This is a genomic window from Brevibacterium sp. LAARM2_SD2 (assembly GCF_057364785.1).
Genome location: NZ_JBNFOM010000022.1, coordinates 1 through 13,434 on the forward strand (window position 1 = coordinate 1; position 13,434 = coordinate 13,434).

The 13,434-nt window shown below is 68.4% G+C and carries 13 protein-coding genes; 8 read left to right on the forward strand and 5 right to left on the reverse strand.

The window, feature by feature from the left end; translation table 11 throughout:
- Window positions 1–76: 76 nt before the first annotated feature.
- Window positions 77–304: a hypothetical protein gene (locus AC2W7K_RS13510; RefSeq protein WP_137825759.1), complete on the reverse strand. Its 228-nt coding sequence runs from the start codon at window positions 302–304 to the stop codon at window positions 77–79.
- A gap of 291 nt (window positions 305–595) precedes the next feature.
- On the opposite strand from AC2W7K_RS13510, the gene AC2W7K_RS13515 reads away from it, so the two are divergent.
- On the forward strand, window positions 596–895 hold the full coding sequence (locus AC2W7K_RS13515; protein WP_009376994.1) for a DUF4193 domain-containing protein: 300 nt from the start codon (window positions 596–598) through the stop codon (window positions 893–895).
- 118 nt (window positions 896–1,013) lie between these two features.
- Here AC2W7K_RS13515 and AC2W7K_RS13520 read toward each other — a convergent pair whose 3' ends face one another.
- Window positions 1,014–1,469: a DUF3093 domain-containing protein gene (locus AC2W7K_RS13520; protein ID WP_198498979.1), complete on the reverse strand. Its 456-nt coding sequence runs from the start codon at window positions 1,467–1,469 to the stop codon at window positions 1,014–1,016.
- A gap of 65 nt (window positions 1,470–1,534) precedes the next feature.
- Between AC2W7K_RS13520 and dut the strand changes: the two genes are divergently transcribed.
- From dut to AC2W7K_RS13535, 3 genes are all read left to right on the forward strand, one after another.
- A complete protein-coding gene (dut, locus tag AC2W7K_RS13525; protein WP_137825761.1) occupies window positions 1,535–2,008 on the forward strand; it encodes a dUTP diphosphatase in 474 nt (157 codons plus the stop codon).
- A gap of 205 nt (window positions 2,009–2,213) precedes the next feature.
- Complete coding sequence (locus tag AC2W7K_RS13530) at window positions 2,214–2,849, forward strand: DUF3710 domain-containing protein (RefSeq protein WP_486006290.1); 636 nt, start codon at window positions 2,214–2,216, stop codon at window positions 2,847–2,849.
- 5 nt (window positions 2,850–2,854) lie between these two features.
- Complete coding sequence (locus tag AC2W7K_RS13535; RefSeq protein WP_198498977.1) at window positions 2,855–3,229, forward strand: OB-fold nucleic acid binding domain-containing protein; 375 nt, start codon at window positions 2,855–2,857, stop codon at window positions 3,227–3,229.
- A 68-nt stretch (window positions 3,230–3,297) separates the two neighbouring features.
- Here AC2W7K_RS13535 and AC2W7K_RS13540 read toward each other — a convergent pair whose 3' ends face one another.
- Both AC2W7K_RS13540 and AC2W7K_RS13545 read right to left on the reverse strand, forming a co-directional pair.
- Window positions 3,298–3,978, reverse strand: coding sequence for a potassium channel family protein (locus AC2W7K_RS13540; protein ID WP_198498976.1), 681 nt, complete (start codon window positions 3,976–3,978; stop codon window positions 3,298–3,300).
- The gene (locus tag AC2W7K_RS13545) at window positions 3,975–4,649 is read right to left on the reverse strand and encodes a potassium channel family protein (RefSeq protein WP_137825789.1); all 675 of its coding nucleotides are present in this window, start codon (window positions 4,647–4,649) and stop codon (window positions 3,975–3,977) included. The genes AC2W7K_RS13540 and AC2W7K_RS13545 overlap by 4 nt, the downstream gene beginning before the upstream one ends.
- Window positions 4,650–4,786: 137 nt before the next feature.
- On the opposite strand from AC2W7K_RS13545, the gene AC2W7K_RS13550 reads away from it, so the two are divergent.
- Both AC2W7K_RS13550 and AC2W7K_RS13555 read left to right on the forward strand, forming a co-directional pair.
- The gene (locus AC2W7K_RS13550) at window positions 4,787–6,706 is read left to right on the forward strand and encodes an APC family permease (RefSeq protein WP_198498975.1); all 1,920 of its coding nucleotides are present in this window, start codon (window positions 4,787–4,789) and stop codon (window positions 6,704–6,706) included.
- Window positions 6,703–8,067, forward strand: coding sequence for a class I SAM-dependent RNA methyltransferase (locus tag AC2W7K_RS13555; RefSeq protein ID WP_198498974.1), 1,365 nt, complete (start codon window positions 6,703–6,705; stop codon window positions 8,065–8,067). Before AC2W7K_RS13550 ends, AC2W7K_RS13555 begins: the two co-directional genes overlap by 4 nt.
- Before the next feature lie 45 nt (window positions 8,068–8,112).
- Here AC2W7K_RS13555 and AC2W7K_RS13560 read toward each other — a convergent pair whose 3' ends face one another.
- On the reverse strand, window positions 8,113–8,307 hold the full coding sequence (locus AC2W7K_RS13560; RefSeq protein WP_198498973.1) for a hypothetical protein: 195 nt from the start codon (window positions 8,305–8,307) through the stop codon (window positions 8,113–8,115).
- A gap of 285 nt (window positions 8,308–8,592) precedes the next feature.
- On the opposite strand from AC2W7K_RS13560, the gene acnA reads away from it, so the two are divergent.
- A complete protein-coding gene (gene acnA, locus AC2W7K_RS13565) occupies window positions 8,593–11,277 on the forward strand; it encodes an aconitate hydratase AcnA (protein ID WP_211979152.1) in 2,685 nt (894 codons plus the stop codon).
- Window positions 11,278–11,484: 207 nt separating this feature from the next.
- Window positions 11,485–13,425 carry a 1-deoxy-D-xylulose-5-phosphate synthase gene (gene dxs, locus AC2W7K_RS13570; protein WP_198498972.1) on the forward strand — a complete coding sequence of 647 codons (1,941 nt, stop codon included), beginning with the start codon at window positions 11,485–11,487 and terminating at the stop codon, window positions 13,423–13,425.
- Window positions 13,426–13,434 lie beyond the last annotated feature (9 nt).

Genomic DNA, 13,434 nt, shown 5'->3' on the forward strand with positions numbered 1-13,434 from the left:
GCCCCTCCCGAAGCCGATTCGGGAGGGCCGCGTCCGTGTGTCTGAGGTCTGTGTGCTTGAGGCGAGGCTGCTCGGGTCAGGATTCTCTGGGTTCGGGGATGACCGGGATGGCGCCGGTCTCGGCCTTGATGACCTCGGCGATCGGGCCGGTGTCGACGTCGTTGCGGTCGGCGAGTTCGAGGAGGTTCTCGAGGTCGTCGATGAGGCTCTCGACGAGGAAGTCGTCGCCGGCATCCCTGGCGTCGTGTAAGCGATGACGGACATCGTCGATTCTGTTATCGAGCTGATCTGCGAATTCACTCATCGTGCATCCGTCCTTCCGACAATAGGCCGCCGGGGATGAGGTCGAGTCATCGCCGACGTGTGGTCGTTTCTCTCCGAGGCCGGCATGCTCGCTCAGCATCGTCTCCTGCATTCTCGCAGAGCTTTTCGAGAGTCGTATGTGTGTCCTTCGTCATCGTGACGAGAATCACCGTGACAGGGTACCATCTGCTCTTGCCAAAGGGTACTGGGCAGTGCACAATGCTGGGGGCACGATAGGCGACAGGGGCTGAAACTCCTTTTCAGCACACCCGACAGAGAGCGATGAGGCCATATGGCAACCGACTACGACGCACCTCGCAAGCACGACGACGAAATCAAGAGCGACTCGATCGAGCAGCTCAAGGCGCAGCGCTCGCAGGCGCAGGCCAGCAAGATCGACGAGGACGAGACGGCAGCGGCCGAAGGGTTCGAACTTCCCGGCGCCGACCTGTCGAACGAAGAGCTCTCGGTGCGCGTGCTTCCGAAGCAGAACGACGAATTCACCTGCATGGAGTGCTTCCTCGTCCGTCACCGTTCGCAGCTGGCGAGCGATGAGGGCGGAATCCTCATCTGCACGGACTGCGCAGGCTGAGCGTCGCGACATCCCCACCAAGACGAACGCGCCCCTTCGAGGGCGCGTTTTTCGTTGCTCGGCGTCTGGCGCTGGGCCCGGAGTCGGGCGCTGCGGCCGGCGTCGGGCGGGGTCGTGCTCAGGCGCGCAGGGCGGCGGCGAGCTCCTCGGGGTGCCGGCTCGAGACGAGCCAGTACGGGGTGGGGTCGGAGGCATCGTCGATGTCGATGCGCACTGCGGTCTTCACCCAGGGGCGGAGCACGAGGAAGGCGCGGGCGTCGAGCCCGGTGCCGCGGGCCTCGCGGGCCGCCTCGATGCCGAGGGCCTCGACGCCGCCGAGGAATGCCCGATCGATGTGGGCGTCGCCGACGAAGAGCTGGCGGCCGGTGACGATGATCGTGATCCCCAGCGAGCGCAGCCACCATGCGAGCAGGGCGAAGGTGACGACGGGCAGGATGAAGGCGCCGAGCGTCCAGACGGGGAGGACCATGGCCGCCGTCGAGACGGCGGCGACCGCGATGAGCACCCACATGGCGGGCGAGGGGCTGACCTTCTCCCGGTAGGTCACCTGCGAATCGGTATGAGTCTGAGCCATGTCCTCCATTCTCCCACAGCGCGCATGTTTGAAGCGCTCAGGCTTGGGCACTAGAGTGCAACCTTGTGACAGAAGGCTTGCGCATCGAAATCACCCTCGTCGACGACGGAATGGCCCCGCCGAGCTACGCCCACGCGTCCGACGCCGGCGCGGACCTGTGCTCGGCGATCGACTTCACCCTCGAACCGTTCGAACGGCGCACCGTGCCCACCGGGATCGCGATCGCCCTCCCGCCCGGCCACGCCGGTTTCGTCCACCCCCGCTCGGGACTCTCGAGCAGGCACGGCGTCACCGTCGTCAACGCCCCGGGGACGATCGACTCCGGATACCGCGGCGAGATCAAGGTGCCGCTCATCAACCTCGACCCGACCGTGCCGCTGCGCATCACCCGCGGTGACCGGATCGCCCAGCTCATCATTCAGGAGATCCGACAGGCCGCGTTCACCGTCGTCGACACCCTCGACGACAGCGACCGCGGCACCGGCGGATTCGGCTCCACCGGCGGAGTCGTCTCCGGTCTCAACGCAGAAGTGGAGTGAAGGACAATGGGACTGTTCTCACGTTTTTTCGAAGAAGTCAGCGGCCGCGGACGAGGAGTCCGCGACCGACCGCAGCACCGACGAGGAGATCGTCGACGACGAACTCGTTGACGAGGACGTCGCTGACGATCATGACAGCGATGACGACGCCGAGGCGGTCGCCGAGACCGAGGCGGAGACCGAGGACCTCGACGACGAAGCGGTCCTGGAGAAGTCCGCACCGCTCGACCGGGCGGAGAAGGGCCCTTTCGACGCGGCCGAGGACTACCCCGAGCTCAACCGCCTCGACCTCGGTGCGCTCAAGGTGCCCGTCGTCGACGGCATGCAGATCCGCCTCGACACCGACGACGACTCGCAGCGCGTGCTCGCCGTGACCCTCATCCACGACGGTGGGGGAGTCCAGCTCCAGGCGTTCGCCACCCCGCGATCCGAGGGGCTGTGGAACACGGTGCGCCGGCAGCTCACCGAATCCGTCGAATCCCAGGGCGGGGAGTGCACCGAGCTCCACACCGGGCTCGGCCGCGAGCTCGCCGTCGAGGTGCCCGCGAAGACCGAAGACGGACGTCCCGGCAAGCGCGCGATGCGGTTCGCCGGCGTCGACGGTCCGCGCTGGTTCGTCCGCGCCGTGTTCTCCGGCAAGGCCGTCACCGACGCCGAGGTGCGCGCAGAGCTCAGTGCGCTCGTGCGCGGTGTCGTCGTCGACCGCGGCGACGAGGCGATGGCTCCTCGCGAGCTCATCGCCCTCACCGCCCCCGAGGTCGATGCGGCTCCCGAGCCCGAGGACGAGACCGAGGACATCAACCCGTTCGCCCGCGGACCCGAGATCACCGAGGTCCGCTGATCGCCATGCTCGATCTTCTCAGCCGGCTCACGCAGAGCCTCGGCTCCCGCGACGACGACGCCCGCGAGGACCTGCGGATGGCCAGCCGGATTCCCGGCGTCGTGAGCATCGGCGACGTCGCCCCGCGGGCGATGGTCCGCATCGCCGGGGTCGTCAGCGCCGTGACGCGGTCGACGAACGCTGACAACCCGCGCCTGACGATCACCGTCTCCGACGGCACCGGCGACGTCGAGGCGCAGTTCCTCGGCCGCCGCGAGATCAGCGGCATCAGACCCGGCGCGCTTCTCGTCCTCGAAGGCCGGTTCTGCGACCGCGACGGTGTGCTCGCCGCCCACAACCCCGTCTACGAACTCGTCGCCCCCAAGGACGAGCACGAGTGAGCGATCTGCGCCACCGCGAGTGAGCGCGCACTGGTCGTAAGCGCTCGGTTTCCACCGCGTGAGAGCGCTCAGTCCGCGCTGTCGGCCTTGGCCGCGGCCTGGAGCAGGCTGAGCAGCGCCCCCTCCTGATCGGGGGAGGAGAGGAAGAAGAGCTCGTCCCCGCCCTCGATGACGTCATCGGCGCTCGGCGCGAAGGCGCGGGCGTTGCGGATGATCGCGACGAGCACGGTGTCGACGGGGAACGCGATGTTCCCGATCCGGGACGCCACGAGGTCCGAGGACTCGTTGACGGTGAACTCCATGAGCCCGGCCTGACCGCGTTCGAAGCTCATGAGGTGGACGAGACCGCCGACCTCGACGGCCTCCTCGACGAGCGCGGTCATCAGCCGCGGCGTCGACACCGCGACGTCGACGCCCCAGTTGTCGTCGAAGAGCCATTCGTTCTTCGGATTGTTGACCCGCGAGACCGTGCGGGGCACCCCGAACTCCGTCTTCGCAAGGAGGGAGAGGACGAGGTTCGTCTTGTCGTCGCCGGTGGCGGCGACGACGACGTCGGCCTCCTCGAGCTTCGCCTCTCCGAGGCCGGCGAGTTCGCACGCATCGGAGAGCAGCCACTGGGCGCCGGGGATCTTCTCGTGCGCGAGCGCCTCCTTGCTCTGGTCGATGAGGAGGACGGAGTGGTTCTTGTCGAGCAGCTCCCTGGCCACCGAACGGCCCACGGACCCGGCTCCGGCGATGACGACTCTCATTCTTCTTCCTCCCTGGAGGTCACGGGCTTGTCGAGGATGCGCGCGATCTCGTCGAGGCGGTCGACGGGGCACATGAGGTGGACGAGGTCGCCGTCCTGGAGGAGGAGGTCGTCGGTGGCGACGATGCCCTCCGAGAGTCGCGTGACATACGCGACGCGGGCCTGCGTGGCCTCCTCGATCTCCGCGATCGGACGGGCCACCCAGCTGGGATCGAGGTGCACCTCGGCGAGGACGAGGTTGCCCGAGGGCTCCCGGTACTCCGTGATCGACCCCTGCGGGACGAGTTTGCGCATCACCTGCTCGGCCGTCCACCGCACGGTCGGCACCGTCGGAATGCCGAGGCGCTCGAAGACCTGCGCCCGATCGGGATCGTAGATGCGGGCCGCGACATTGGGCACACCGAAGGTCTCCCGGGCGACACGCGCGGCGAGGATGTTGGAATTGTCTCCGCTCGAGACCGCGGCGAACGCGAACGCGTCGGCGGTGCGGGCCTGCGTGAGGGTCTCCCGGTCGAATCCGAGGCCGGTGATCGTCGATCCGGTGAAGTCCGGCCCGAGCTTGAGGAAGGCATCGGGGTCCCGGTCGACGACGGCGACGGAATGGCCGTTGGCATCAAGTGCCCTGGCCAGGGTCGCTCCGACTCGGCCGCAGCCCATGATGACGAAGTGCATGGTCATCCCTTCCGACATTTGCTCTACCATTGGTGCTCGTGGCCAGCAGTTTTTCTGATGCCGTCAAAAGACTACTCGTTGGACGGCCGTTCCGCAGTGAGGACAGGCGTGCCCCTGCGCTGAAGAAGCGCATCGCGATGCCCGTGTTCGCCTCGGACATGCTCTCCTCCGTGGCGTACGCCCCGGACGAGATCCTCCTGGCCCTGTCCCTGACGACTCTCGTCTCGATCACCGCCGCCCCGTGGATCGGCGCGGCCGTCGGCGCGGTCATCCTCGTCATCGTCGCGTGCTACCGCCTCAACGTGCGCGCCTACCCATCCGGAGGCGGCGACTACGAGGTCGCGTCGAAGAACCTCGGCCCTCGTGCCGGCCTCATCGTCGCCGCCGCCCTCCTCGTCGACTACGTCCTGACTCTGGCCGTGTCGATGACGGTCTTCGCCGCCTACATCACGACGGCGTTCCCCCTGCTCGCGCCCTACCGGGTGCCTGTTGCGATCGTCGGCATCCTCGTCATCTGCCTCGCGGGTCTGCGCGGGTCCCGGGCCACCCCGGTGCTCCTGGCGATCCCGACGTACCTCTTCCTCGGCGCGGTGTTCCTCACGATGATCGTCGGCCTCGTCCAGGTCGGACTCGGGGACATCCCGCAGGCGGAGACCGCGAACTACACGATCGTCCACGATGCGGTGACGGATCAGGCGACGCTCGGGCTCGCGACCGTGCTCATCGTCCTCCGCGCGTTCTCCTCCGGGTCGGTTGCCCTCGCCGGCGTCCAGACCGTGGCCACCGCGGTGCCGGCCTTCAAGAAGCCGCGCGGGAAGAACGCCGGCAACACGCTCGTCCTCTCCGGACTGCTCGCCGCCGTCATGCTCACCGGACTGACGTATCTCGCCTCGGTGACCGGAGTGAAGTACGTCGACGACCCGCACCTCTACCTCGTCCGCCCCGACGGCAGTCCCGTCTCGGCCGAATACGAGCAGGAGCCGGTCCTCGGGCAGCTCGCCCACACGATCTTCGCCGACACGCCCCTGATGTTCTTCCTCGTCGTCCTCGTCGCCGCCCTCGTCCTCATCGTCGCCGCGAACACCGCGGTCGAGGGCTTCCCGGGACTCGCCTCCCGGCTCGCCCGCGACGGCTTCCTGCCCCGGCAGCTCGCGACGAAGGGCGACAGGCTGACGTTCTCCAACGGCATCCTCCTCCTCGCCGTCGCCGCGATCGTCCTCGTCGTCGCGACGAACGCCTCGGCGACGACCCTCATCCAGCTCTACCTCGTCGGCGTCTTCGCGAGCTTCGTCGTCGGCCAGCTCGGCATGGTGCTCCACTGGAACAAGCGCCTGCGGCTCGTCATCGACCCCAAGGCGCGGATGCGGATGCGCTTCAACCGGGCGGTCAACACCGTCGGCTGCGTCATCGCCGCCGGTGTCCTCATCGTCGTCATCGTCTCGAAGTTCCTCGCCGGGGCGTGGATCGCGGTGGCGGCGATGGCCGGGCTCTTCCTCGTCATGGGTGCCATCCACCGCCACTATTCGCGGGTCGCGAGCGAACTCGCCCCCGAGGCCAACGTCGACTCGCGGACGATCCCGTCGAACACGCACGCGATCGTCGTCGTCAACGAGATCAACAAGCCGACCCTGCGGGCGCTGTCGTATGCGCGGGTGGCCCGGTCGACCCAGCTCGAAGCCGTCACCGTCGCCGTCGACGAGGAGGCGGCGGAGAAGCTGCAGAAGCGGTGGAACGAGATGGAGCTGCCCGTCCCGCTCACGGTCCTCGCCTCGCCCTACCGCGAACTCGTCCGCCCGCTCATCGCCCACGTCCTCGCGATCCGGCGGCGCTCACCGCGCGACCTCGTCATCGTCTACATCCCGCAGTACATCGTCGGACGCTGGTGGGAGCACCTTCTCCACAATCAGATCGCGATCAAGCTGCGCACCCGCCTGCTCCTCGTTCCCAACGTCGTCGTCGTCTCCGTCCCGTGGCGGCTGCGCTCGTACTCGCGCGCCCACAGCGGTGACGGCCCGGACTCGGAGGCCCCGCTCTACGGTCAGGTGCCGAAGCCATGACGTCCGGTTCGCTCGCCCCCGGTGACTCGGTCGAGCTGCGCATCGCCGGACCGGCCGCGGGTGGGACCTTCGTGGCCCGCCTCGACGGTCGCGTCGTCTTCGTCGCCGGCGCCCTGCCCGGTGAGCTGGTCCGCGCCCGGCTCACCGAGACCGGGAAGGTCCTGCGCGCCGAAGTCACCGAGGTGCTCGAGCCGTCGGTGCACCGCGTGCCCGACCGGCGCACCGGCTTCCTCGCCGAAACGGACGACGGGCTCTTCGGCGGCATGGAGTACGCCCACGTCGACCTCGCCCACTGCCGCGAACTCAAGGCCGAGGTCATCGCCGATCAGCTCTCCCGCATCGGCCGCATCGACCGGGACGTCGCCGTCACCGCCGCACCGGGGGAGGAGACCGGGCTCGAGTGGCGCACCCGCATCCAGCTCGCGGTGAGCGGCACCGGCGAGCTCGGGATGCTGCGCTCCCGCAGCCACGACGTCATCCCCGTCACCCGTGCCCCGCTCGCCGTGCCCGCGATCGCCGAGGCGGACCTGAGGTCCCTGCGCCTGCCCGGTGCCGAACGGGTGGAGTTCGCGTGGGCGGGCAGCACCGGCGCGGTCATCGTCCGCGGGGAGACCGACCGAGCCGGACTCGACGCACTCGCCGAGTCCCTGCCCGAGCAGTGGTCGATCCTCGCCGGCCCCGCTGCACCTGCCCGCCCCACGGGTCGGTCCGGTGCCGGTCGCGGTGGAAACGGCCGGGGCCAGGGGAGGGGAGGCCGCCGTCACCGGGGTGCGGGACGGTCGACCGCCTCGGCGCCGGTGCTCGAGGTCATCCGGGGGACCGACCATCTTCTCCAGACCGCGGCGGGACGGGACTTCCGCGTCGCCGCCGACGGCTTCTGGCAGGTGCACGCTCACGCGCCGGACGTCCTCACCGAGGCGGTGCGGGCGGCCGTGCCGGCCGATGCGCGCACGCTCACCGACCTCTACTGCGGGGTCGGGCTGCTCGGCATCACGGCCGCCGAGGCGACCGGGGCGAGGCTCTTCGGCGTCGAAGGAGTCGGTCCGGCTATCGAGAACGCCCGGATCAACGCCGCCGGCATCGACGCGCAGTTCGTCGCCGGTCGCGTCGATACGGCCGACTTCCCGAGCTCCGATGTCCTCCTCCTCGACCCGCCGCGCGCCGGCGCCGGGAAGGCGGTGACCGACCGGCTCATCGCCGACGGTCCCGAGACGATCGTCTACGTCTCGTGCGATGCCGGGACGCTCGCCCGCGATCTCGGGCAGCTGAGCGCCGGCGGCTACGCGATCGAGAGCCTCGTCGGTCACGACCTCTTCCCGCTCACCGCGCACGTCGAGACCGTCACGGTGCTCCGGCGCTGAGCAGACGGTGCTCACAGCGGCACCGAGCGACCGCCTCGGCGCGGTTCAGGCGATCCGGGTCCTCGCGGGCAGGAGGACGAGGACGATGAGGGCGAGGAAGGTCGTGAGGAAGCCGAGCAGGCCCCACCAGCCGGCGGAGCGGCCCTTCTCCTTCGCCAGCGCATTGCAGATGACGGCGAAGATGATGCCGACGAGGAGCGCGCCGAAGCCGAAGCCGGCGCCCAGTGTGAACGGGTCCATGGGGACTCCTTGACGTGGTCCGCGACAGGCGCGGAGATGGGTGATGTCCGCCTCCAGAATAGGATCGCGGACGTCCGCGGCGCTGTGGTGCCAACCGGAGACCGACGGGTGGAAAACCCGAGGCGGTGGGGTGTCGCGGTGGTGGTCAAGCGCGGTCGAATGCGCTAGAATTTATCTTGACGTCAAGATACTTTTGGAAACATTTTGTGTCGCGTAAATCGGTGCGCGCGCAGGGCCGAACGCCCGGTTTCTTGGATGAGTGTCGAATGAAACAGGAGAATCACGATGAGCAACGTCGATACGTTCAAATCGAAGAGCACCCTGACCGTGGGCGATACGGACTACGAGATCTATCGCCTCGATCAGGTCGAGGGCTCGGAGAAGCTTCCCTTCAGCCTCAAGGTGCTGCTCGAGAACCTGCTGCGCACCGAAGACGGTGCCAACATCACCGAGGACCACATCAAGGCCCTCGCGAGCTGGGATCCGGGCGCCGATCCGAGCACGGAGATCCAGTTCACCCCCGCCCGCGTCGTCATGCAGGACTTCACCGGTGTGCCCTGCATCGTCGACCTCGCCACGATGCGCGAGAAGGTCGCCGAGCTCGGCGGAGACCCGGACAAGGTCAACCCGCTCGCCCCGGCCGAACTCGTCATCGACCACTCCGTCCAGATCGACTCGTTCGGCACCGCCGATTCGATCGAGCGCAACATGGACATCGAATACCAGCGCAACGGCGAGCGCTACCAGTTCCTCCGCTGGGGCCAGACCGCGTTCGACGACTTCAAGGTCGTTCCCCCCGGCATGGGCATCGTCCACCAGGTCAACATCGAATACCTCGCCCGCGTCGTCATGCCGCGTGAGGTCGGCGGGGTGCTGCGCGCCTACCCCGACACGCTCGTCGGCACCGACTCGCACACGACGATGGTCAACGGCCTCGGCGTCCTCGGCTGGGGCGTCGGCGGCATCGAGGCCGAGGCGGCCATGCTCGGCCAGCCCGTCTCGATGCTCATCCCCCGCGTCGTCGGCTTCAAGCTCACCGGGGAGATCCCCTCGGGCGTGACCGCCACCGACGTCGTCCTCACGATCACCGACATGCTCCGCCAGCACGGTGTCGTCGGCAAGTTCGTCGAGTTCTACGGTGAGGGCGTGGCCTCGGTGCCGCTGGCCAACCGTGCGACGATCGGCAACATGAGCCCCGAGTTCGGCTCAACCGCCGCGATCTTCCCGATCGACGACGTGACGATCGACTACCTCAAGCTCACGGGTCGCTCGCCCGAGCAGATCCAGCTCGTCGAGGACTACGCGAAGACCCAGGGACTCTGGCACGATCCGGCCAACGAGGTCGCCTACTCCGAGTACCTCGAGCTCGACCTCTCCACCGTCGTGCCCTCGATCTCGGGTCCGAAGCGCCCGCAGGACCGCATCGAGCTCTCCGACGCCAAGAGCCAGTTCGCCAAGGACATCCACAACTACGCCGCTCCCGGCGAGGAGTCGAAGTCGGCTCCCGTGTCGACCGGCGACGGACGGAACTTCGAACTTGCCAACGGCGCCGTGGCGATCGCCTCGATCACCTCGTGCACGAACACCTCGAACCCCTCGGTCATGCTCGCCGCGGGTCTGCTCGCCCGCAACGCCCGGGAGCGCGGACTCAACTCGAAGCCGTGGGTGAAGACGTCGATCGCCCCGGGCTCGAAGGTCGTCACCGACTACTACACGAAGGCCGGGCTCATCGAGGACCTCGAGGCGCTCAACTTCTTCGTCGTCGGCTACGGCTGCACGACGTGCATCGGCAACTCGGGCCCCCTCGATGCCGAGATCTCCGAGAGCATCCAGGACAACGACCTCGCCGTCACCGCGGTGCTCTCGGGCAACCGCAACTTCGAGGGCCGCATCAGCCCCGATGTGAAGATGAACTACCTCGCCTCGCCGCCGCTCGTCATCGCCTACGCGCTGGCCGGGACGATGGACTTCGACTTCGAGAACCAGCCCCTGGGCCAAGACAAGGACGGCGTCGACGTCTACCTCAAGGATCTCTGGCCCTCGCCGGAAGAGGTCCAGGCGGTCATCGACTCCTCGATCTCGACCGATATGTTCGACACCGAGTACGGGCGGATCTTCGACGGCGACGAGCGCTGGCAGGCGCTGCAGACGCCCGAGGGCGCGATCTTCGAATGGGACGAGAAGTCGACCTACGTGCGCAAGCCGAACTACTTCGACGGCATGACGCTCGAGACCGTGCCGGTCACCGACATCGAGGGCGCCCGGGTGCTCGCGAAGCTCGGCGACTCGGTGACGACCGACCACATCTCGCCCGCCGGCTCCTTCAAGGCCGACACCCCGGCCGGCAAGTACCTCATCGACCACGGCGTCGAGCGCAAGGACTTCAACTCCTACGGCTCGCGCCGCGGCAACCACGAGGTGATGATCCGCGGCACGTTCGCGAACATCCGCCTGGCCAACCAGCTCCTCGACGGCGTCCAGGGCGGCTTCACGCGTGACTTCACGCAGGAGGGCGCCCCGCAGACGACGATCTACGACGCGTCGGTCAACTACCAGAATGCCGGCATTCCGCTCGTCGTCCTCGGCGGCAAGGAGTACGGTTCGGGATCCTCGCGCGACTGGGCGGCCAAGGGCACGAAGCTGCTCGGCGTCCGCGCGGTCATCGCCGAGAGCTTCGAACGCATCCACCGCTCGAACCTCATCGGCATGGGCGTCCTCCCGCTCCAGTTCCCCGCCGGAGAGTCCGCGGACTCGCTGGGCCTCGACGGCACCGAGACGTTCTCGATCTCCGGTGTCACCGAGCTCAACGAGGGCACCACCCCGAAGACAGTCAAGGTCACCGCGACGAAGGACGACGGCACGACCGTCGACTTCGACGCCGTGGTCCGCATCGACACCCCGGGTGAGGCCGACTACTACCGCAACGGCGGCATCCTGCAGTACGTGCTGCGGCAGCTCGCGACGGCCTGATCTGTCCGCTGGCAGCGTCCCCCGTCCCGACTCCTTCTCGGAGTCGTGACGGGGGACGTTCGCGTCGAGAGCTGTGACCGACGGAACATCCTCACCCACAAGCTGGGTTGCGGCTTGGGAACGCGCTAAAATGTTCCGAGTGGAAACAGCCGTACCCTCGGCGGACGATGCGCATCGTCCGTCGTCACATCCCAAAAGCGAGGCCGCATGACATTCCTTGAGTCGATCGAGAGTCCTGCGGATCTGCGCGGACTCGATGCGGCCGAGTGCGAGGTGCTCGCGAAGGAGATCCGGGACTTCCTCGTCACCACGGTCGCCGGCACGGGAGGCCATCTCGGCCCCAACCTCGGCGTCGTCGAACTCACGATGGGACTGCACCGGGTCTTCGACTCCCCGCGCGACACGATCCTCTTCGACGTCGGCCACCAGACGTACGTCCACAAGCTGCTCACCGGCCGGATGGCCGACTTCGGCACGCTGCGCCAGCGGCACGGCCTCTCCGGGTACCCGAGCCGTGCCGAGAGCGACCACGACGTCATCGAGAACTCCCACGCCTCGGCGTCCCTGTCGTGGGCCGACGGCATCGCCAAGGCCCACCAGCTCAAGGGGGAGAGCGACCGCCACGTCGTCGCCGTCATCGGCGACGGGGCCCTGACCGGCGGCATGGCCTGGGAGGCGCTCAACACGATCGCCGCCGACACCTCGACGCCGCCGCGCAAGCTCATCATCGTCGTCAACGACAACGGGCGCTCCTACGCCCCGACCGTCGGCGGATTCGCCGCCCACCTCGACGACCTGCGGACGATGACGAGCTACGAGAAGCTCCTCTCGTGGGGCAAGTCGACGCTCCAGCAGTCCGGTGCACCCGGCCGCGCCGCCTACTCCGCGATCCACGGCGTCAAGCGCGGCCTCAAGGACATGGTCAGCGCCGAGCAGACGGGCATGTTCGACGAACTCGGCATCAAATACCTCGGCCCCGTCGACGGTCACGACCTCGCCGGCGTCGAGAAGGCCCTGGCCCGGGCCAAGCAGTACGAGGGCGGTCCCGTCATCGTCCATATGATCACGCAGAAGGGGCAGGGCTACGACCCGGCCGTCAACGACGACGCCGACCAGTTCCACTCCGTCGGGGTCATCGATCCCGTGACCGGCCGCTCGACCCCGTCGAAGCAGACCTCGTGGACCTCCGTCTTCGGTGACGAGGTCCTCGAGATCGCCCGCGACCGCGACGACGTCGTCGCCGTCACCGCCGCGATGCTCCTGCCGGTGGGACTCGCGAAGTTCGCCGAAACCTACCCCGAGCGCGTCTTCGACGTCGGGATCGCCGAACAGCACGCCGTCACCTCGGCGGCGGGACTCGCGTACGGCGGACTCCACCCCATCGTCTGCATCTACGCGACGTTCCTCAACCGCGCCTTCGACCAGATCCTCATGGACGTCGCCCTCCACGGACAGGGCGTGACCTTTGTCCTCGACCGGGCCGGCATCACCGGACCCGACGGGGCGAGCCACCACGGGGTGTGGGACATGGCGATGCTGCGCATCGTCCCCGGCCTCCAGCTCGCCGCCCCCCGCGACGGCGCCCGGCTGACCGAGGAGCTGCGCGAAGCCGTCGCCGTCTCCGACGCACCGACCGTCATCCGCTTCCCCCGCGGCAGCGTCGGCGCCGACGTGCCCGCGGTGCGCCGGACCACAGGCGGCGTCGACGTCCTCCGCGAGATCCCCGAGGGCGAGCCCAAGGACGTCCTCATCGTCTCCGTCGGCCCCTTCGCCTCCCGCGCCCATGAGGTCGCCGAGGCGCTGGCCGCCGAGGGCATCACCGCGACGATCATCGACCCCCGCTGGGTCCTGCCGGTGCCCACCGACGTCATCGACCTCGCGATGGAGCACTCCCAGGTCGCCGTCATCGAGGACGGAGTGCGCCTCGGCGGCATCGGCTCCCGCATCCGCAGCGACCTGCGGGCTGCGGACTCCCGGATCGGCGTCGTCGAACTCGGGGCCCCGGACGAATTCCTGCCGCAGGGCACCCGCGACGAGATCCTCGAATACGTCGGCCTCGACGTCGATTCGATGGTCGCCGAGATCGTCAACATCCTCCCCGCCGAGGTGCGCAGTCGGGCAGAACGGGGCACCCGCCGAGGCGCGTGAGCCGACCCG

Excerpts from the sequence above, each read along its gene's own strand:
- AC2W7K_RS13515 (WP_009376994.1), top strand. The coding sequence starts at position 596 with ATGGCAACCGACTACGACGCACCTCGCAAGCACGACGACGAAATCAAG.
- AC2W7K_RS13550 (WP_198498975.1), top strand. The coding sequence starts at position 4,787 with ATGCCCGTGTTCGCCTCGGACATGCTCTCCTCCGTGGCGTACGCCCCG.
- acnA (WP_211979152.1), top strand. The coding sequence starts at position 8,593 with ATGAGCAACGTCGATACGTTCAAATCGAAGAGCACCCTGACCGTGGGC.
- AC2W7K_RS13535 (WP_198498977.1), top strand. The coding sequence starts at position 2,855 with ATGCTCGATCTTCTCAGCCGGCTCACGCAGAGCCTCGGCTCCCGCGAC.
- AC2W7K_RS13540 (WP_198498976.1), bottom strand. The coding sequence starts at position 3,978 with ATGAGAGTCGTCATCGCCGGAGCCGGGTCCGTGGGCCGTTCGGTGGCC.
- AC2W7K_RS13510 (WP_137825759.1), bottom strand. The coding sequence starts at position 304 with ATGAGTGAATTCGCAGATCAGCTCGATAACAGAATCGACGATGTCCGT.
- AC2W7K_RS13555 (WP_198498974.1), top strand. The coding sequence starts at position 6,703 with ATGACGTCCGGTTCGCTCGCCCCCGGTGACTCGGTCGAGCTGCGCATC.
- dxs (WP_198498972.1), top strand. The coding sequence starts at position 11,485 with ATGACATTCCTTGAGTCGATCGAGAGTCCTGCGGATCTGCGCGGACTC.
- AC2W7K_RS13560 (WP_198498973.1), bottom strand. The coding sequence starts at position 8,307 with ATGGACCCGTTCACACTGGGCGCCGGCTTCGGCTTCGGCGCGCTCCTC.
- AC2W7K_RS13545 (WP_137825789.1), bottom strand. The coding sequence starts at position 4,649 with ATGCACTTCGTCATCATGGGCTGCGGCCGAGTCGGAGCGACCCTGGCC.
- AC2W7K_RS13520 (WP_198498979.1), bottom strand. The coding sequence starts at position 1,469 with ATGGCTCAGACTCATACCGATTCGCAGGTGACCTACCGGGAGAAGGTC.